At 36.0% G+C, this 18,944-nt stretch carries 20 protein-coding genes; 2 read left to right on the plus strand and 18 right to left on the minus strand.

Going from position 1 to position 18,944, the window contains the following annotated elements:
• The 3 genes from sdaAB to KRR19_RS00265 all read right to left on the minus strand — a co-directional run bounded on the left by sdaAB (position 1) and on the right by KRR19_RS00265 (position 2,935).
• The gene (gene sdaAB, locus KRR19_RS00255) at positions 1-663 is read right to left on the minus strand and encodes an L-serine ammonia-lyase, iron-sulfur-dependent subunit beta (RefSeq protein WP_060803492.1); all 663 of its coding nucleotides are present in this window, start codon (positions 661-663) and stop codon (positions 1-3) included.
• A 238-nt stretch (positions 664-901) separates the two neighbouring features.
• Positions 902-2,548, minus strand: a complete 1,647-nt coding sequence (fakA, locus tag KRR19_RS00260; RefSeq protein WP_037556357.1) for a fatty acid kinase catalytic subunit FakA — start codon at positions 2,546-2,548, stop codon at positions 902-904.
• A 12-nt stretch (positions 2,549-2,560) separates the two neighbouring features.
• A complete protein-coding gene (locus tag KRR19_RS00265) occupies positions 2,561-2,935 on the minus strand; it encodes an Asp23/Gls24 family envelope stress response protein (protein ID WP_002480658.1) in 375 nt (124 codons plus the stop codon).
• Between the two features lie 347 nt (positions 2,936-3,282).
• Between KRR19_RS00265 and rpmB the strand changes: the two genes are divergently transcribed.
• Complete coding sequence (gene rpmB, locus KRR19_RS00270) at positions 3,283-3,471, plus strand: 50S ribosomal protein L28 (protein ID WP_000517908.1); 189 nt, start codon at positions 3,283-3,285, stop codon at positions 3,469-3,471.
• A gap of 209 nt (positions 3,472-3,680) precedes the next feature.
• Here the strand turns inward: rpmB and KRR19_RS00275 are convergent, their stop codons facing one another.
• The 9 genes from KRR19_RS00275 to KRR19_RS00315 all read right to left on the minus strand — a co-directional run bounded on the left by KRR19_RS00275 (position 3,681) and on the right by KRR19_RS00315 (position 12,577).
• Positions 3,681-4,331, minus strand: coding sequence for a thiamine diphosphokinase (locus tag KRR19_RS00275; protein WP_107540427.1), 651 nt, complete (start codon positions 4,329-4,331; stop codon positions 3,681-3,683).
• Between the two features lie 14 nt (positions 4,332-4,345).
• A complete protein-coding gene (gene rpe, locus KRR19_RS00280; RefSeq protein WP_107593663.1) occupies positions 4,346-5,008 on the minus strand; it encodes a ribulose-phosphate 3-epimerase in 663 nt (220 codons plus the stop codon).
• Positions 5,008-5,883: a ribosome small subunit-dependent GTPase A gene (gene rsgA, locus KRR19_RS00285; protein WP_107548242.1), complete on the minus strand. Its 876-nt coding sequence runs from the start codon at positions 5,881-5,883 to the stop codon at positions 5,008-5,010. The genes rpe and rsgA overlap by 1 nt, the downstream gene beginning before the upstream one ends.
• Before the next feature lie 134 nt (positions 5,884-6,017).
• The gene (pknB, locus tag KRR19_RS00290) at positions 6,018-8,012 is read right to left on the minus strand and encodes a Stk1 family PASTA domain-containing Ser/Thr kinase (protein WP_156666373.1); all 1,995 of its coding nucleotides are present in this window, start codon (positions 8,010-8,012) and stop codon (positions 6,018-6,020) included.
• Complete coding sequence (locus tag KRR19_RS00295; RefSeq protein ID WP_156666369.1) at positions 8,012-8,755, minus strand: Stp1/IreP family PP2C-type Ser/Thr phosphatase; 744 nt, start codon at positions 8,753-8,755, stop codon at positions 8,012-8,014. Before KRR19_RS00295 ends, pknB begins: the two co-directional genes overlap by 1 nt.
• A gap of 6 nt (positions 8,756-8,761) precedes the next feature.
• A complete protein-coding gene (gene rlmN, locus KRR19_RS00300; RefSeq protein WP_002480652.1) occupies positions 8,762-9,856 on the minus strand; it encodes a dual-specificity RNA methyltransferase RlmN in 1,095 nt (364 codons plus the stop codon).
• A 3-nt stretch (positions 9,857-9,859) separates the two neighbouring features.
• On the minus strand, positions 9,860-11,164 hold the full coding sequence (gene rsmB / locus KRR19_RS00305; RefSeq protein ID WP_156666370.1) for a 16S rRNA (cytosine(967)-C(5))-methyltransferase RsmB: 1,305 nt from the start codon (positions 11,162-11,164) through the stop codon (positions 9,860-9,862).
• A complete protein-coding gene (gene fmt, locus KRR19_RS00310; RefSeq protein WP_216733387.1) occupies positions 11,164-12,096 on the minus strand; it encodes a methionyl-tRNA formyltransferase in 933 nt (310 codons plus the stop codon). The genes rsmB and fmt overlap by 1 nt, the downstream gene beginning before the upstream one ends.
• On the minus strand, positions 12,089-12,577 hold the full coding sequence (locus tag KRR19_RS00315) for a peptide deformylase (RefSeq protein WP_060803484.1): 489 nt from the start codon (positions 12,575-12,577) through the stop codon (positions 12,089-12,091). Before KRR19_RS00315 ends, fmt begins: the two co-directional genes overlap by 8 nt.
• A 189-nt stretch (positions 12,578-12,766) precedes the next feature.
• Between KRR19_RS00315 and KRR19_RS00320 the strand changes: the two genes are divergently transcribed.
• The gene (locus tag KRR19_RS00320) at positions 12,767-13,057 is read left to right on the plus strand and encodes a hypothetical protein (protein ID WP_156666372.1); all 291 of its coding nucleotides are present in this window, start codon (positions 12,767-12,769) and stop codon (positions 13,055-13,057) included.
• Between the two features lie 49 nt (positions 13,058-13,106).
• Here KRR19_RS00320 and KRR19_RS00325 read toward each other — a convergent pair whose 3' ends face one another.
• Genes KRR19_RS00325 through KRR19_RS00350 form a run of 6 tightly spaced genes read right to left on the minus strand, consistent with a single transcriptional unit; the run spans position 13,107 to position 18,930 of the window.
• A complete protein-coding gene (locus KRR19_RS00325) occupies positions 13,107-14,054 on the minus strand; it encodes an LCP family protein (protein ID WP_103363852.1) in 948 nt (315 codons plus the stop codon).
• Positions 14,055-14,084: 30 nt separating this feature from the next.
• A complete protein-coding gene (locus KRR19_RS00330) occupies positions 14,085-15,227 on the minus strand; it encodes a DegT/DnrJ/EryC1/StrS family aminotransferase (RefSeq protein WP_275114328.1) in 1,143 nt (380 codons plus the stop codon).
• Between the two features lie 2 nt (positions 15,228-15,229).
• Positions 15,230-15,850 carry an acetyltransferase gene (locus tag KRR19_RS00335; protein ID WP_002480640.1) on the minus strand — a complete coding sequence of 207 codons (621 nt, stop codon included), beginning with the start codon at positions 15,848-15,850 and terminating at the stop codon, positions 15,230-15,232.
• On the minus strand, positions 15,847-16,443 hold the full coding sequence (locus KRR19_RS00340) for a sugar transferase (protein ID WP_156666908.1): 597 nt from the start codon (positions 16,441-16,443) through the stop codon (positions 15,847-15,849). The genes KRR19_RS00335 and KRR19_RS00340 overlap by 4 nt, the downstream gene beginning before the upstream one ends.
• Positions 16,424-17,599, minus strand: coding sequence for a glycosyltransferase family 4 protein (locus KRR19_RS00345; protein ID WP_156666907.1), 1,176 nt, complete (start codon positions 17,597-17,599; stop codon positions 16,424-16,426). Before KRR19_RS00345 ends, KRR19_RS00340 begins: the two co-directional genes overlap by 20 nt.
• A 56-nt stretch (positions 17,600-17,655) precedes the next feature.
• Complete coding sequence (locus tag KRR19_RS00350; protein ID WP_216733389.1) at positions 17,656-18,930, minus strand: nucleotide sugar dehydrogenase; 1,275 nt, start codon at positions 18,928-18,930, stop codon at positions 17,656-17,658.
• Positions 18,931-18,944: the final 14 nt, after the last annotated feature.

The following is an 18,944-nucleotide window of genomic DNA, read 5'->3' on the forward strand; positions in this document are numbered from 1 at the left end:
CTAATCTTCCATTAAGGATACCGCTGTAACATCATTAACCATTCTAATTTGATCTAAGATAGCTTCATCCGGTCTTTCATCTAATTCACAAGTCATCAATGCAGAATCTCCTTTTTCTTTACGCGCAACTTGCATAGAACCGACATTAATACTGGCTTCTCCTAAAATATTCGTGACTCGTCCGATAGTTCCGAAGGTATCTCGATGAAAGACTAATAATGTTGGATAGTTACCTGAGATACTGATTGGAAAACCATTAATAGCGACAATTTCAATTTTGCCTCCACCGATAGAAACACCCTCAACAGATAACGTTTGATCACCTTTCGACATACTTAATACCGTCGTATTCGGATGCGGTTTATCTTCATGCATAGAAATAAAGTTAACAGTCATTCCTAATTCTTCTGCCGTCTGTAAACTGGTCTTGATACGGTCATCGTCTGTATCATAACCAAGCAAGCCTCCAACTAATGCAACATCTGTCCCATGACCTTGATAGGTTTCCATAAACGAACCATATAAATAAATATCGACACGGTCTGGCAAATCCCCGAATAATTCACGTGCAACCATTCCGATTCTGACTGCCCCTGCAGTATGAGACGATGAAGGTCCGACCATCGTCGGTCCGATAATTTCAAAGACGCTTTTAAATTTCATGTTAATTCCCCCTCGCATTATTTTTTGATTATTGCAACTATTTTAAATATTATAACAATTATCCTCGTAAATAAGCACTTATTTTTACACTAATCTTACAAAACTTTTGTATTTCATCGTTTTTGTCATGTACAAACTATAAGTTTTCTATATTTATGCTTACACACAGAAAAATCCACTTAGACTGTTTTAGTCTAAGTGAATTTTTTATATACATTACTTTATATGATTTTCAACGTTATTCTACAGAGAATAAATATGGATAAATCGGTTGATCTCCGACTTGTTCATCGACTTCTGCATCAGGATAAGTTTCTTCTAACCATTCTGTTAATGCTTCAGTTGTTTCTGCATCAGCATCTTCACCTGTAATTACTGTAACAATTTCAGTTTCATCATCCATCATATCAGCTAACAATGCTTTCGCTGCTTCTAATTGTGTTTTCTGACTTGAAACAATTTTACCTTCTTTAAGGCCCATAAATTCGCCTTCTTTGATTTCTACACCATCAATTGTAGTATTACGTACAGCGTTCGTAATAGAACCAGAAGTCACATCTTCTAATGCTTGTGTCATATTTGATTGATTATCTTCTAATGACGCATCTGGTAGATATTGGAACATCGCCGCAATCCCTTGTGGAATAGATTTCGTCGGAATAACTACTGTTTCAGCTTCAACAATTTCAGCTGCTTGATCACTCGCCATTTGAATGTTTTTGTTATTCGGCAAGATAATAGCTTTTTTCGCGCCAGATTGTTCAATCACTTTAACGATGTCTTCTGTTGATGGGTTCATTGTTTGACCGCCGTTAATAATAGACGTTGCACCCATTGATTTAAAGATATCTGAAATACCATTACCCATAGAAATCGCAATAATCGCAGTTTCTACTTGTGGTGTTTCATCGTTAGATTTTTGTTTTTCTTTATTGACCACATTGCGGTGTTGTTCACGCATATTTTCAGCTTTGACTTTAATCAATTCACCATACTCTTGTCCATAGTTGAAGACTTCACCTGGATGTTCAGAGTGCACATGTACTTTCACAATTTCATCATCATTGATGACAAGTAAAGAATCTCCGAATTTAGACATGTCTTCACGGAATTGCTGCTCATTGAATGGACGTTTATGTTTATCAAAACGTACCATCATTTCCGTACAGTAACCATAGACGATATCTTCTGTATTAATGACACCATGGAAATCATGTTCGTCATTCACAAATGTTTCAGTATCTAGTTTTGGTTTTGTCGCTTCGACTTTTTCACCTTTCATCGCAATTAAGAAACCTTCATAGACACACATTAAACCTTTACCGCCACTGTCGACTACGCCGACTTCTTTAAGTACTGGTAATTGGTTCGGTGTGTTTTCTAAGGCAACTTGACCATATGCGATAATCGCTTCTAAGACTTCTACACAGTCTTCAGTCGATTGTGCTTTCTCAACACCTGCTTTAGCCGCTTCTTTTGCAACCGTTAAAATTGTCCCTTCTACCGGTTTCATCACTGCTTTATAAGCTGTTTCAATACCCGCTTCAAAGCTTTCTGCGAAGGCTTTCGCATCTAGTGTTTCTAAGTCTTCCATATTCTGACAGAAGCCTCTGAAAATTTGTGATAGAATCACGCCTGAGTTCCCGCGGGCACCCATTAATAAGCCCTTAGAAAATGTCTTTCCTAAGGCTCCGATGTGATGTGAAGCATTTTGTTCGACTTCTTCTCTCCCAGAAGTCATCGTAAGATTCATGTTCGTCCCTGTGTCGCCATCTGGCACTGGATAAACATTTAATGCATTGACTAGCTCTGCATTATTTGATAAATTTTGTGCCCCTTGGATCACCATGTCGGCAAATAATTTACCATCTATTTTGCTGATCATCATGTCTTCCTCCTAATGTTTCTTGCCATAATTATTCATACGTACACCCTGTACATAAATGTTGATTGAATTGACTTTCAAATTTAAAGTTTTTTCCAAAGTATATTTAACAGTAGATTGTACATTATTCGCTACTTCAGAAATCTTAATGCCATAACTTACTATAATATACATATCAACGTCAATTGCTTTGTCATTTGAACGCACCACAATTCCGCGTGCATAATTTTCATGACCTAAAATTTCCGCAATGCCGTCTCTGACTTGTTGTTTGGATGCCATTCCGACAATACCATAACATTCTACGGCTTTACCACCTACTACTGAAGCGATCACGTCGTTGGAAACGTCGATATTGCCGTATTCATTGGTAATTTCTAATGTCATTATGAGTTCCTCCTTAAATATAGGTCTAATCAGTTATGATTTATGTTTTGGATTCATTACATACTATTATATAATGAATAACACAATTTTGCCTTTTAAATGCCGGATTTTACTCTTGGCTCATCCTTATAAAATCATTGCGTGGTTATAAGTCCACGTCGCCGCTTTTTAATAAAAACGCATACATAGACATTTACAAATTATAACACAATTTTGTTCCTTGTTTAGAATAACTTAAAATATTCTTGAAAGCTATAATTTTTGGTTGCCAATCTGAAAAATATATGCTAAATTAGGAAAGTATATCATAAGTCAGTGTGTTTATATTTATTAAAGGAGGTACTTTCATGGGTAAACAATGTTTCGTAACAGGTCGTAAAGCTTCGACTGGTAATCGTCGTTCACACGCTTTAAACTCTACTAAACGTAGATGGAATGCTAACCTTCAAAAAGTTAGAATCCTAGTAGACGGAAAACCTAAAAAAGTTTGGGTTTCTGCACGTGCTTTAAAATCTGGTAAAGTAACTAGAGTTTAATAAATATTAAGCACATGACAAAAACGACTCGTATGTGGCGGGTCGTTTTTTTCTTGTCTTAAAACAGCGATTTAGTCTTTTTAATGATATATTGTACGAAAAAACAGCGGATGATGGTTTGCTTATGCATCATCCGCTGTTTTTTTATTAATGTGACACGCAGTCTTTCTCATAAAAAAGGCTGTGTGTTTATTTGTATTCAACTCATTTTATAATGAATGTTGTGCATCTCTGCTTCTGATGGCTAGGATACCGCCAGATTCTACCTCGATTGTGCCTCGGTAAGCTGCAATTTCGTTTGAAATGGTTAAGGTTGAACCTTGGTGGAGTGTTTGGTTTTGAAGCGGATATTTAAAGCCTGTCAGTGAAATCACTGTATTAGGTCTTTGCGGCACAAACGATACATAAGGCATATGCTTATCATACGTCATCTGATATTCGCCTTTTTCTAAATATGAAATTTCATTATTCGTATCAATAATGCGAATCACAATACCCGCTTCTACATATTCAGGCACTTGCAGCAGTTGTACGGCACCTAAGAAATGATCCAGTCTGCCGCCTGTCGCACCATAAATATCAATTTCGTCAAAACCGCATTCCACTGCTTCTTTGACACCTAACCCTAAATCAGTATCCGCTTTTTCTGCTTTAACTGGGTTAATATCCAGTTTCGTTTTTAATTCAGTACGTTCCTCGTCCGTCACTGAATCAAAATCACCCAATGAAAAGATTGGTTCAATTTCATGTTCTATTAAAATTAAAGCGCCGCGATCAATACCGCCCCACTCTTCTTCAGATTTATCTTCTAATAAATGTTTCGGCAAATGACGATCGCCGCATAGTAGATTAATTTTCATAGCGTCACCCTGCCTTATTCTGATGGTTGTGCTGTTGATTTCAATGCGTCTACAACAGATTGATAACTCGCTTGTTTAAAGAAATAAGAACCTGTCACAAGCATTGTCGCACCTGCTTCTACACATTTCTTACCAGTAATCGCGTTAATACCGCCATCCACTTCAATATCGAAGTCTAAATTAAATTTCTCTTTAAATGCTTGTAACGCAGCCACTTTCTCTACACTGTTTGAGATAAACGCTTGGCCGCCAAAGCCTGGATTCACTGTCATAATTAATACGTAGTCTACATCATGTAAAATTGGTTCAATTGCGGCAACAGAAGTACCTGGATTAATCACAACACCTGCTTTAGCACCATGTGTATGAATCAGTTGAATGGCACGATGAATGTGCGGTGTTGCTTCGAAATGAACTGAAATCATATCTGCACCTTTAGAAGCGAATTCTGCGATATATGCTTCTGGGTTTTCAATCATCAAATGCACATCAATCGGTAAATCAGTACCCGCATTTACTGCTTCTAAAATAGGAAGACCAATTGAAATATTCGGCACAAATTGACCATCCATCACATCAAAATGTACACCGTCTACACCTGCTGCTTCTAGGTCTTTCAATTCCTGTTGTAAGTTTAAAAAGTCCGCTGATAAAAGGGATGGAAATACTTTAACCATTAATATCTTTCCTTTCGTGCTGCAATCTCTTCAAATAATTGTACATAATGCGCATAACGGAATTCCGCAATATTGCCAGCTTCTACTTGCGCTTTTACATTACATTTCGGTTCTTTCATATGATTACAATTTCTGAACTTGCAGTCTTGTCCGTATTCTTGAATCTCTAAAAAATAATCTTTTACTTCATCTTTTTGAATATGATCAAAATCAAGTGCACTAAATCCAGGCGTGTCTGCCACAAAGCCACGCTTACGTTCAAACAACTCCACATGACGAGTTGTATGTTTACCTCGATTTAATGATTTTGAGATTTGATTTGTTTCTAATTGTAAATCAGGACGATAGGCATTTAATAAAGTCGATTTACCTACACCAGATTGACCGCTCAATACTGCTAAACCATCGCCCCACGCATCGAAAATCGCTTCGACATCGTCATCTTTTCCGACAAATTGCGTTTGATAGCCGATTGCTTGATATACAGCTAAATCTTTTTCTATCTGTGTGATTTGAGCTTCTGATGCCATATCTTTTTTCGTTACCACAATACGTGGTCTCAATTCATAGGAATGCGCAATGACTAAAAAGCGATCGACTAATTGTGTTGAAAAATTAGGTTCGACTGCACTCATCACAATAATTAAATGGTCAATATTACTGACAGGCGGTCTTTTCAATTCATTTTGACGTTCATGTACATGATGAATATAGCCTTCTGTCACATTTTCAATTTCAAAATCTACAATATCTCCGACAATCGGAGAAAATTTTTTCTTTCGGAATAGGCCGCGCGGTTTCGTATCAAAAAGCTCACCATCTGAGTCCACACGATACACACCGCTGATCGACTTGATTATACGTCCTGTTCTCACCGAGACACCTCTCTTATTTCGTTCATTTTCTCTAATACATTATACCAAACGTTCCCTTAATAAACGAACGGATTGAAACAAAGAAAATCCCATCTCAATTCAACTGAATGAATGAGATAGGATTTTGAAATGTTTTAGTCATATGCGACGTCTTTATCTGCGACAATTTTATCGTCTACACGTACCGTATAACCAGCAGTTTTGCCTTTTTCAATTTTTAATGGGATTGAAATCGAACGGTTGCTGTTGATATGAAACGTTTGAACTGCTGAAGAACCGTCATGGTCTTTATCTCTGACAAAGACTTCTACTTTCTGACGTTCTTTATCTTCACCAGAATATGGTACTTGAACCGTTTGTGTTACATCTTTGACTGATGGATTGTCATCACCTTTATCTTCATCTTTACCATCATCTTTTCCTAATGATACGACAAACATTACTGTAGAATCCTCATCAATAGATTTACTCTTAGGTGATTGCGAAATAATCTTGCCTTTTTCGACTTTATCACTGTGTACTTCTTTTTCTTTCACTGGTTTCAAGCCTTTATCTTGCAGTTCTTTTTCTGCTTTATCATAGCTTTCACCTGTATAATCTTTGACATACACTTGTTTCACACCTAAAGATTCAGTCAGTACGATATGTGTATCATTAATCGGTACTTCGGTATCAGCCGCTATATTTTGGTTTTCAATCAAACCACGTTCTAATTTAGTCTTAGAGTATGCTTGTTCTACTGAGATATGTTTGAAACCAAGTTCATCTAATAGCTTCAATGCTTCCGTTTTACTTGTACCGTATAAGTTAGGCATTTGTGCTTTTTGCGGACCTTTAGATAACACGATATTTACGGTGCCATGTTCTTCTACACGCTCACCTGGTGCAGGATCTGTTGTGATAATTTGATTTTCTTGATACTTATCACTATAAGCCCGTTTTGTTTTGCCTACTTTAATATGATGTTCTTTTAAAATCTGTTCAGCTTGTGCTTCTGTTTTACCGCGCAAGTCTGGAGTTTCGATATATTTATTTCCTAATAAGCCGTACGCAATAAAGCTGATAAGACTGATTAACAATAACGCGAAAATTAACGCAAAGAAGAACTTTTTCTTTTTAGACCGACGTTTTTTAGGTACTTCATAAACAGGACCTTCTGTACTTTGGAAACGTTGTTGATTCACAATTGGAATTTCCATTGTTTGATGAATCGGTTCATTATCTTTAGTTTCTTTTGCGATTGCTGCTTTATCAATCGCGATGGTTTTAGTATCTGCTTCATCTGAAACATAAGGTGTTTCATCTTCACGACATTTTTCTAACGCACTGCTTAAATCACGTTGCATACTTTCAATATCTTGATAACGTTTGTCTCTATCTTTTTCAGTCGCTTTTAAAATCACGTTGCTGAGTGCTTGCGGGATATTAGAACGGATATCTGTCGGATTCGGCATTTGGTCTTGAATATGTTTGATTGCGATACTGACAGCTGTTTCTCCAGTGAATGGCGGTTCACCGACTAACATTTCATATAAGACAATCCCGATTGAATAAATATCCGTACGTTTGTCTGTTGATTCACCTTTCGCTTGTTCAGGTGAAAGATATTGCACAGTACCGAGCACATGGCTGGTTTGGGTCATGGCTGTTTCACTTAACGCTTTAGCAATACCGAAGTCTAAGATTTTTAATGTCTTATGTCGGTCTACTAAAATATTTTGAGGTTTAATGTCTCTATGTACGATACCCATTTCATGTGCATGTTGAATGCCTTCAAGTATTTGTTGTGCGAAGTTAACCGCTGTTTCAATACTTAAAGGACCATGTGTTTTTATATATTCGGAGAGTGTCGGACCTTCGATATATTCCATCACTAAGTAGAAATATTCGTGGTCTTCTCCGACATCTTTGACACTGACAACATTATCATGAGAGAGACGAGATGTATTATGCACTTCACGTTCAAATCGTCTCACCATGTCTTCTTTTTCATGTGGCGCAATATGAATCATTTTGACCGCAACTTTAGTTTCTAAGATCAAATCTTCAGCGAGGTAGACATTACTCATGCCGCCTCCACCTAAGAATTCTATGATTTTATAACGTTCGCTGATAGTTGAACCAATCATCATACGCGGTCACCTTCTATTTCTGCCAATACGAAGCTGACGTTATCGGTTGAATCATAGGCTTGTGCTAAATCTAATAAGGCTTGACCTTGTGCTTCTAGCGGTAAATCTTGATTCAATTGTTCTTGAATTAAATGCGGACGGACAAAGTCTGTTAAGCCGTCTGAATTTAATAATAAGTAATCATTGAAGTTCAAACGTTTCACATAGATATCTGCGACTACGAATTTATCTGTACCCATCACTTTGGTAATGATATTACGTTGTGGATGCGTAAAGGCTTCTTCTTCGGTGATTTGTCCTGTCATCACGAGATGATTGACAAAGGAATGGTCGCTTGTGATTTGTTCGATTTCACGGCTGTTGATGAGATAGGCACGGGAATCGCCGATGTTGGCGATGATGACGCGCTTATCGTAAATCAGGGCGACCACTGCAGTGGTGCCCATGCCTCTGAAATCTTCGTTAGCTGCGGCGTAGTTATAGAGCTCTCGGTTGATGAGCTGCAGGGTGCTGCGCAGCCATTCTTCCGCTTGAGATTCTTCGACAAGGTTTTCTTGTTCGAAGAGTTCTTGGAAGCGGTTGACTACGAATTGACTCGCAACTTCGCCTGCTTTATGTCCGCCCATGCCGTCGCATAAAACCAACAGCTGTTGATCAGTCATGTTGTAGAAGATGCCGCCAGCATCTTCGTTCTTTTCCCTATGGTGTCCTGTGTCTGTAAAAAATTGTGCATTTAACATAGGTTCCTACCTCGTTTCTACTTGACGTTCCTTCGCTCTTAATTGTCCGCATGCGGCATCGATATCTGAGCCTTGGTTACGTCTGATTGTCGCATTAATACCTAAACGTTTGAGTTCTTTTTCAAACTTAAAGATATCTTCTTTAGATGTCTTCACGTAATTTCTTTCAGGCACATGGTTCACTGGAATCAAGTTGACATGACAGTTCAAACCTTGAATTAAATGTGCCAGTTCTCTCGCATGTGTAAGCTGATCGTTTACACCGCCGAATAAACCATACTCAAACGTAATACGACGATTCGTTTTTTCTTGATAGTACTGAATAGCTTCCATTAATTTATCAATTGAATATGCACGGTTGATCGGCATTAATTTAGAACGAATTTCATCGTTCGCCGCATGTAAGCTGACCGCAAAATTGATTTGGATTTCTTCATCTGCGAAATCATAAATTTTAGGGATAATGCCTGATGTTGAAACAGTGATATGACGCGCTCCAATATTTAAACCATTGTCGTGGTTTACAATTTTTAAGAAGTCCATCATTTCATCATAGTTCTCAAATGGTTCACCAATACCCATAATTACGATTGAAGAGACACGCTCATCTGTCGCATCTAAGGCTTTTTGAACAGTAAGCACTTGGGCTACGATTTCTCCTGCTTCTAGGTTACGTTTCAATCCGCCGAGTGTAGACGCACAGAATGTACATCCGATACGGCAACCTACTTGTGTTGTTACACAGACAGAATTACCATATTCATGGCGCATCAACACAGTTTCAATTGTATAACCGTCTTGTAATTCAAATAAGAACTTGATTGTCCCATCACGACTTTCTTGTTTAACGGCAGTTTCTAAAGTCGTGATTGTAAAGTTGTCTTTTAATAATGCGCGCAAGTCTTTAGATAAGTTTGTCATTTCGTCGATTGTATCGACACGTTTCTCGTAGAGCCATTCAAAGATTTGTTTTGCTCTGAATTTCTGTTGGCCATGTTCGACTAACCACGCTTGCATCTCTTCATAGCGTAGTGAATAAATTGATTGCTTTTCAAAATCAGGAAGAAAACGATTCTTTTTCTTCTTTTGAGGTGTAATCATGAATTAACTTTCCTTTCTTCTAATCTTTGTAATAAAGAAACCATCTGAGTCAAAGTCTTGCGGTAAGATTTGTAAGGTCTTTACTTCCTCTCCTGTTCTAGGATGTGGGAATGGTTCAAATTCAAAGTCTTTGTTTTGTTTTAAAAATGTATAAATCACATTTTCATTTTCCATCTGTTCTATTGTACATGTTGAATAGACAATCACGCCACCCGGTTTTACAGAATCTTTAATATTATTCATAATTTCTAACTGTAAGTCGACTAATCCATCGACCGTTTCCGGATTTTGTGTATATTTAATTTCTGGTTTATGGCGTAACACACCTAAACCGCTACATGGAGCATCCACTAAAATTTTATCATACTTTGCGTCATATGGCTTTGTCGCATCGTGTTGAAACGCTGTGACATTCTTTAAACGCAACTTACGAATGTTATGCTCAATTAAATCAATTTTATGCTCATGGATATCCGTCGCATCGACATGACCGCTGCCTTTTAATAATTCAGCAGTCTGACACGCTTTACCACCTGGAGCACTACAAGCATCTAAAATATTTTCACCTTCAACAGGTGCTAAGATTTCAGCTACAAACATAGAACTTTTATCTTGGACAGATACATAACCATCTTTAAATGCACGGCTTTCTACTACTGGACGTCCTGACACATGTAAACAATAGTGAATATCGTTGTCTTGTGATACTTCATAATCTTCTTTTTCTAAGCGTGCTATCGCATCTTCAATCGTTGTTCTATGTGTATTGACACGTACTGTTTGACCTGGTCGTTCAAGCAACGACTGAGCAATTGCTTCGGTTGTTTCTAAACCAAAGTGTGTCACCCAATGTTTAACAATCCACTTAGGCAAGCTGTACATAATCGCAATACGTTGTTGGTCATTTTCAATATCTGCAGGGTTTGGTAAATCACTGCGCATCATATTACGTAAAATACCATTCACAACTTTACTGTTATGCATCCCACCACGTTGTTTAGTGATTTCAACTGCTTCATTGATAATTGCGTGATCTGGGATTTTATCTAAATATTGATATTGATAGATACTCATCCATAGTAAACGGCGCATCCACCCTTTAATCTTCGTTTTTACGAAAGGCTTCAAATAATAATCAAGTGTATATTGATGTTTCAACGTACCATAGACTAATTCTGTTAATAACCCTTTATCCGCACGGCTCAATTCATTTTCTTTTAAAACTTCATTAATCTTTAAGTTACTGTACGCTTTGTCTTGGATAATTGCTTGTAATGTGTCAAATGCGAGTGTTCTCACTGTCTGCATTAATTTAATTCCTTCCCAACTAAGTCATCTTGGTAGCCGCTTAAGAAGTTCGCAGTCGGCATACGTTTTTTACCTGATAATTGAATATCTCTTAACGCAATCGCATCAGATGAACCTGTTCCGACAATGATTGCTTTCTTTGTCGTTTCAATAATTTCACCTGGTTTGCCTTCTTTTCCTTCTACTATATGTGCTTGATATAACTTCATATTTTTATCATCTAATTTTGTATATGCCACTGGCCATGGTGATAAACCACGGATATGGTTGTAAATATCTTGTGCAGATTTTGACCAATCGATACGTTCATCTTCACGACTGATATTTGAAGCGAATGTTGCCTCTTCCTCATTTTGTTCAATACGTTCATTTGTACCATTAATAATGTCTGGTAAAGTTTTCGCAAGTAAATCTGCACCTAAGAAGCTTAATTTATCGTGCATAGAACCTACATCATCATTTGCTTCGATGTCAATGGCTTGTTGTGAAATGATGTCGCCTGCATCTAGTTTTAGTGCCATATACATAATCGTAACGCCTGTTTCTTTTTCGCCATCGATAATCGCTTGATGAATCGGGGCACCGCCACGGTATTTTGGTAATAATGAAGCGTGCACATTAATTGCGCCTAAACGTGGCGCATCTAACAATGCTTTCGGTAAAATTTGACCGAATGCTGCTGTCACGATTAAGTCTGGTTTTAAATCAATTAATGTTTGTAAATCTTCTGATTGTGAAATTTTTTCAGGTTGATAGACTTCAATCCCATTTTGTAATGCCACTTCTTTTACTGGCGGCGGTGTCATAACACGCTTACGCCCTACTGGACGATCTGGTTGTGTTACAACCGCAATCACATCTTCTTTCGCGATTAACATTTCTAATACTTTTGTGGAGAAATCTGGTGTTCCCATAAATATAATTCTACTCATCTTCTAAATATGCCTCCAATTCTTCTTCAGTCAATTGTTTTTCCATCTTATCTGTAAAAGGCACGCCATTTAATTGATCTATAATATGAAGAATCATGCGTGCAATATCATCATATGCGGTTAATTCTACTGTATTGCCTTCAACATCATTACTTTGAACGACAATCATTTGACTGCGTGTAACTGTCCCAAAGATATCTGGAAACGATACATCGCCTTCTAGTTCAGTCACTTTCGTTTCTGATTCACTGACAATACTTGGATTGATTAATTGAAGTAATCCGTCCGCTTCCATATCGATAATCGCTGCTTGTTGTGAAACCCCAATTTGTGGTGCACACAAAGCAGATGCTTCTGTTTCATATAAAGTATCCTCTATATCTAATAATAACTGTTTCAACTGACTATCAAACGTTTTAACATCCTCTGCTTGTTGACGCAATATTGCGCTTGATGCAGACACTAAAGGTTTCACTGCCACATTCATCGACTCCTTAAAAAATTCATCTAATCATTATATCGTAAAACACTCAGAAAAGCGATACATCCACAAAAACAAACAACAAATTCCTAATAAAATTAAGATTTAAAACAAAACAAAATGGGTAAAGTATTAATATTGTATAAATTTAGGGTTTATACGCGTATTGATTAAAGGTGGTGAATATTCTTGGATGATATCACACGTGATCAGGCATTCATCGTTGCGGTGTTGTATAAATATTATACAGAAAAACGTAACGCTGATATGACACCTGAACAAGCGAATGATTTCAAGGATTCTTATTCATTACAAGAAAACTATTTCTGTGATAAGGATCGAGACCCATTCTTAGACGATTTGAAAGTCTTATTTGATAAAGGATATGTAGACGGTAAATGGGACGGCACTAAAATTAATAATGTTCGCTTATCAGACAAAGGCTTTGATGAAGTGAACACGAACTTATTAAGTAAATAGAACAAACAGTAAAGCACATCTCAAGCGAGTGAGATGTGCTTTGTTTGTGTTATATCCCTAAATTATCACGATAGATTTTTTCTATTTTCTTTTTATTTGCTTCATCAGGAAGGAAATAGAACAATCCATCATCTAACATTTGATTGTCACCTTCTAATTGAAGCTTTTCAACATTCTTTTTAGCAGGTTCATAATTCTGTCTTAAATCATTGAGTTCTGTAATTGATAAATCAGTTTTTACGTTATCACCTAACGCATCTACAATTCCATTAATTTTAGGTATAGAGTTTACACTGACAAGTTTATTAACAAGTGCTTGCAGTACAAGTTGTTGTCTTGCTTGACGACCAAAGTCGCCACCAGCACCATCTTGTTTTCGGCTCGTCATAAATGTACGCGCTTCTTTTCCTTTCATATGATACTTCTCATTTTTTTCAAAGTCATATCCCTTATAAGAAAAAGTTGCGTTACTTCTAACATCTACACCATCAACATGATTAATAAGTTCTTCAATACCATCCATATTCATGGTTGCATAATGATCGACTGGAACATTCATCAGTTTTTCAATTGATTTTACAGCCATATTAGGACCGCCGTATGCATAAGCATGATTGATTTTTTCTACCGAATCATGCCCTACAATATCTGCTCGTGTATCTCGTGGGATACTGACCATAACTGTTTTCTTCTTATCAGGATTGATAGATAAAAGAATAATAGAATCAGAACGTTCTCCGCCGCCTTCAGCTTTTCTGACTTCATCTGAGTCAATACCAAACAAAGCAATGGAAATCGGTGTACCATCTTTTTTAACTGATTCATTTCTTAAATCTGATTTCTCTCTATCTAGCGGACTATTAATAGAATTATTCAATCCAAATAATTTAAAAGCTAAATATCCGATAAAAATAATGGCTATGAGTAACAAAATACCAACAATAATCAACAACCATTTTACTGGTGTCGATAGTTTCTTTTTATTTTTTCGTGACATATCCAATCCTCTTTCCGCCCTATCTAGCTGTTAGCTTTCAATATAAGCTTTTACTCTTTCAATTACAGTTTTAACTTGCTCATTTGTCATATTTGAGCCTGATGGTAAACAAATACCTTCTTCGAACAATTTTTCTGCATTATCTGTCTCATCATAAACATAATCAAATGATTCATACAGTGGCTGCAAATGCATCGGTTTCCATACTGCTCTTGCTTCAATATTTTCTACATTTAATTCTTTGATTAACTCAGCAGCGCTAATATTAATTTTGTTTGAATCAATAGTCATTGCTGTTAACCAACGATTAGATTTACTGTCTGGTAATTCAGGTTGGAAATTAATACCATCAATTTCACTTAATGCATCATAATACATGTCGAAGATGTCACGTCGACGATTCACACGATCATTAATAACTTCCATTTGGCCACGGCCAATACCTGCTGAAATATTACTTAATCTGTAATTAAATCCTAACTCGCTATGTTGATAATATGGTGCTTTATCTTTAGCTTGTGTTGCTAAGAATAATGCATGGTCAATGTATTCTTTATGGTTGGAAAGCAACATACCCCCACCACTTGTCGTAATGATTTTATTACCATTAAATGAAAAAATACTTAAATCTCCAAAACTACCACTCATTTTACCGTGATAAGTTGACCCAAGAGATTCTGCTGAATCTTCAATTAAAGTAACATCATAACGTTTACAGATTTCTGATATCTTTTCAAAATCTGCTGTCTGACCATATAAATTAACTACTAAAACTGCTTTAGGTAAAGTACCTTTATCTTCATATATTTTAAATGCTTTTTCTAAAGCTGTCGGTGACATATTCCATGATTCCATTTCTGAATCAATAAATACTGGTGTAGCATCTTGGTATAAAATTGGATTAGATGTTGCACAGAATGTTAATGATGAACAAAAGACGATGTCACCTTTGGCAACACCTGCTTCAATCAATGCAAGATGAATAGCAGATGTACCACTTGCTGTAGCTAGTGCATAATCTGCACCTACGTAATCTTTTACATCATTTTCAAATTCCGTTACATTTTCACCTAAAGGTGCAATCCAATTATCTTTAAAAGCTTTTTCTATGTACTGGGTTTCTGTCCCACCCATATGCGGTGTTGATAAAAATATTCTCTCTCTCATTATCATCATTACTCCTTAATAACTTTTGCGGGTGATCCTACTACCGTTACATTGTCCCTTACATTAGAAATTACGGTAGAACCTGCGCCTACCATAACGTGTGCTCCAACTTTCAAATTCGGAATCACTGTCGCATTTGCTCCAACTTGCGTGCTCTCACCAACCGAAACATTGCCAGTTAACACTGCTCCTGGTGAAATATGTGTATAATCCTTTATTAAACAATCATGTTCAACTATGGAACCGGTATTTATAATGGCATGCTTCCCTATTACTGTATCCGCATTAACAATGGCACCGGGCATAACAACGGTACCATTGCCAATTTCTGCAGTTTTACTAATAATTGCATGCGGATGAATAAACACTGGAAATCTTTCGATAGGCACATTAATCTTGTCGAAAATTTTATTTCTAACTTTATTATTCCCTATTGCAATAACAAAATAGTAATTTTCTTGATAAAGTTGAATATTTCTAAGATTATCGAAAATCAAATCTTTTTCTTTATACATCTTTTCAATATTATCATCCAAATATCCACTAACTTTATAAATGCCTTCAGCTTCGATTACATCTCTGACAACCTTAGCGTGTCCGCCATTACCAATAATTAGTATTGATTTCATTGCGGCGAACCTCGGAATTTTTCCATTGTTACGTGATCCTTAGCACTTACATCCTTACGATTTAAAACATTGATAAATGTTTTGTATAGGATATACATATCTAACTTGAACGATTGGTTTTCAACATACCAAACATCCAATTTAAACTTAGCTTCCCATGAAATCGCATTTCTGCCGTTTACTTGTGCCCAACCTGTGATACCAGGTTTTACCAAGTGACGTTTCTTTTGCTCTTGTGAATATAAAGGAAGATATTCCATTAATAACGGACGTGGGCCTACCAAGCTTAAATCACCTTTTATGACATTAATTAATTGGGGTAGTTCATCAATGCTAGTTTTACGAATAAAACTGCCCACTTTTGTCATTCTTTGTTCATCAGGCAATAATTCACCTTGATCGTCTCGTGCATCAGTCATTGTTCTGAATTTATAAATATAGAAAGGTTCTCCATTTAAACCTGGTCTTTGTTGTTTAAATAACACTGGTCGTCCCATACTTTTGGCAATGGCAACAGATGCACCGACTAAAATTGGAGCACTCACTAAGAAAACTGAACTACCTATCGCTAAATCAATTGCTCTCTTTAACATCTTTATCACCATTTCCAATCTTTTTAAATACTTCAATCTGCTTATCGGCTACTTTAGCTTCATCATATAATTGATGTGCACGTGTAAAACCATTTTCTTTCATACCTTGTAATGTCATAGGATTTTCAATAAGATAATCCACTTTATCAGCAATCTGCTTGCTCGCATTTAAATCGATTAAATAGCCTGTTTCATCTTCGACAACTTCTTCTCTTGATCCTCTGATATTTGTAGCAATAACTGCATTTTTCATTGCCATTGCTTCAATAATTGAACGTGGCATTCCTTCTCTATATGAAGGTAGACAGAAAATATCACTCAAGTACAGCAGTTCATTGATATTAGATGCTTGTCCTGTAAAAATAATATTAGGATTTTCCTCATATTTGTTGAGTGTTTTTGCTGTTTCTAAGTCTCTTTCACTTTTAGGCAAATCACCGATAATCAAATATTTAACATTTTTACTTTTTAAATGTTTAAATGACTCTAACAAATCGATAATTCCTTTTTCTTTAACAAGTCTTCCAATAAATGACACTACAATATCATTTTCTTGAATACCTAAATCCTTTTTGATTTGATTAATTTTTTCATCATCAATCGATTTAAGGTTGAATGCATGACCTAAATCAATACCATTACTAATATGATAGTAATGATCATGTTTTTTCTTACTCAAGAATTTATTTTTCACTGCAACATCAAAATCTTCTTTACTTTGCGTGAAAATATAATCAGTGAAAAATCTACCAATATACTTTTCTATATTGAAAAATAATTTATATTGTTTTTTTGACATGCCTTCATGGAAATAAAACCCATGAGCTGTATATATAATAGTGGGTACTCCAGCCAATTTGGCCGCAATCCTGCCTAATACTGCAGCTACAGGTGTATGCACATGTACAATATCAGGTTTAATAGATTTAAAAAGTTTAACCATTTGAAGCACAGATTTAAGATTGCCTACTGGGCTTATCTTTCTATCAATGTGTATATTATGAAAATAAAAGCCTTGTTTCTTAATTTCTTCTACATAATCACCTTCACTACTTACGCAGTGTACTTCAAAGCCTTCTTTTGCTGAATGTTGATTCAAGGTGTTCAATAATTTAATATGCGTCATATCAATAGCTGCTACTTGAATAATTTTCACAAACCCACCTCCAGTTCTTTTTCTCTTTAATAAAATTTACATAAACCAAACTATTTTTAAAGTCTCCAAATACTTTGATTTTCTTTTAATTCATCTTCTTGAATAATGCCTTTAATATCGAAAACAATACCATTATCTGAAAGTAAATCGAGATACTCAGATTTATTTTCAAGATAATCTCTATGAGGTACTGCAAAAATTAATGCATCAGTTTCTGGTAAATTTTCTTTAGAAACTAAATCAATATCATATAAAGCTTTAGCAGTTTCATTATCCGCTTCGACATCATTCACATTAATTTTCAATCCATAATCTTCTAATTCTCTTACAATATCAATGACTTTCGTATTTCTTAAGTCAGGACAGTTCTCTTTGAATGTAAGACCTAATAAATTAATAGATGCATTTTGAACATTGATGCCTTTTTTCAATAATTCTTTGATGATGTTAGAAGCAACATGTTTTGACATATTGTCATTAATTCTTCTACCTGCAAGAATAATTTCAGGATGGTGACCTAATTCTTGGGCTTTATGAGTTAAGTAGTAAGGATCTACACCAATACAGTGTCCACCTACTAAGCCTGGTTTAAAGTTTAAGAAGTTCCATTTCGTACCTGAAGCTGCAAGTACAGCGTTTGTATCAATACCTACTTTGTCGAAGATAACCGCAAATTCATTCATTAAAGCGATATTAACGTCACGTTGTGTGTTTTCAATAACTTTCGCTGCTTCTGCAACCTTGATAGATGGTGCTTTATGAACACCAGCTTTAACAACTGATCCATAAACATCAGCAACAATATCTAATACCTCAGGTGTTTGTCCAGAAACAACTTTGGTGATTGTTTCAAATGTATGTTCTTTATCTCCAGGGTTAATACGTTCTGGTGAATAACCCACAAAGAAGTCTTCTCCAGCTTTTAAACCTGAATTCTCTTCAAGAACTGGTACACATTCTTCTTCAGTTGCGCCAGGATATACTGTAGATTCAAATACAACAATCGTGCCTTTTTTCAATGCTTTACCTACAGTTTTACTTGCGCTGATTAATGGCGTTAAGTCAGGTTGATTATGTTTATTGATTGGTGTTGGTACCGCTACAATAATAAAATCAGCTTGACTTAAAGTATCAATACTATCTGTAAATTCAACATCTGTTTCTTTCAAATCTTCAGTTGTTACTTCGTTTGTTCTATCGTGATTTTCTTTTAACTCTTTAATTCTTTTCGGATTAATATCAAAACCGATTACTGAATTCTTTTTTCCAAATGCTACCGCTACCGGTAAGCCTACATATCCTAATCCAACAACTGCTATCTTTCTTTCCAAAACAATTCCCCTTT

The sequence above is a fragment of the Staphylococcus sp. CWZ226 genome (assembly GCF_018986355.1).
GTDB lineage: Bacteria > Bacillota > Bacilli > Staphylococcales > Staphylococcaceae > Staphylococcus > Staphylococcus simulans.

Coding starts and splice junctions, on each gene's coding strand:
- KRR19_RS00275 (WP_107540427.1), bottom strand. CDS start 4,331: ATGAAAATTAATCTACTATGCGGCGATCGTCATTTGCCGAAACATTTA.
- KRR19_RS00265 (WP_002480658.1), bottom strand. CDS start 2,935: ATGACATTAGAAATTACCAATGAATACGGCAATATCGACGTTTCCAAC.
- pknB (WP_156666373.1), bottom strand. CDS start 8,012: ATGATTGGTTCAACTATCAGCGAACGTTATAAAATCATAGAATTCTTA.
- rsmB (WP_156666370.1), bottom strand. CDS start 11,164: ATGCAGACAGTGAGAACACTCGCATTTGACACATTACAAGCAATTATC.
- rpe (WP_107593663.1), bottom strand. CDS start 5,008: ATGGTTAAAGTATTTCCATCCCTTTTATCAGCGGACTTTTTAAACTTA.
- fmt (WP_216733387.1), bottom strand. CDS start 12,096: ATGAGTAGAATTATATTTATGGGAACACCAGATTTCTCCACAAAAGTA.
- KRR19_RS00330 (WP_275114328.1), bottom strand. CDS start 15,227: ATGATAATGAGAGAGAGAATATTTTTATCAACACCGCATATGGGTGGG.
- fakA (WP_037556357.1), bottom strand. CDS start 2,548: ATGATCAGCAAAATAGATGGTAAATTATTTGCCGACATGGTGATCCAA.
- sdaAB (WP_060803492.1), bottom strand. CDS start 663: ATGAAATTTAAAAGCGTCTTTGAAATTATCGGACCGACGATGGTCGGA.
- rpmB (WP_000517908.1), top strand. CDS start 3,283: ATGGGTAAACAATGTTTCGTAACAGGTCGTAAAGCTTCGACTGGTAAT.
- KRR19_RS00295 (WP_156666369.1), bottom strand. CDS start 8,755: ATGTTAAATGCACAATTTTTTACAGACACAGGACACCATAGGGAAAAG.
- rlmN (WP_002480652.1), bottom strand. CDS start 9,856: ATGATTACACCTCAAAAGAAGAAAAAGAATCGTTTTCTTCCTGATTTT.
- KRR19_RS00325 (WP_103363852.1), bottom strand. CDS start 14,054: ATGTCACGAAAAAATAAAAAGAAACTATCGACACCAGTAAAATGGTTG.
- KRR19_RS00340 (WP_156666908.1), bottom strand. CDS start 16,443: ATGTTAAAGAGAGCAATTGATTTAGCGATAGGTAGTTCAGTTTTCTTA.
- KRR19_RS00335 (WP_002480640.1), bottom strand. CDS start 15,850: ATGAAATCAATACTAATTATTGGTAATGGCGGACACGCTAAGGTTGTC.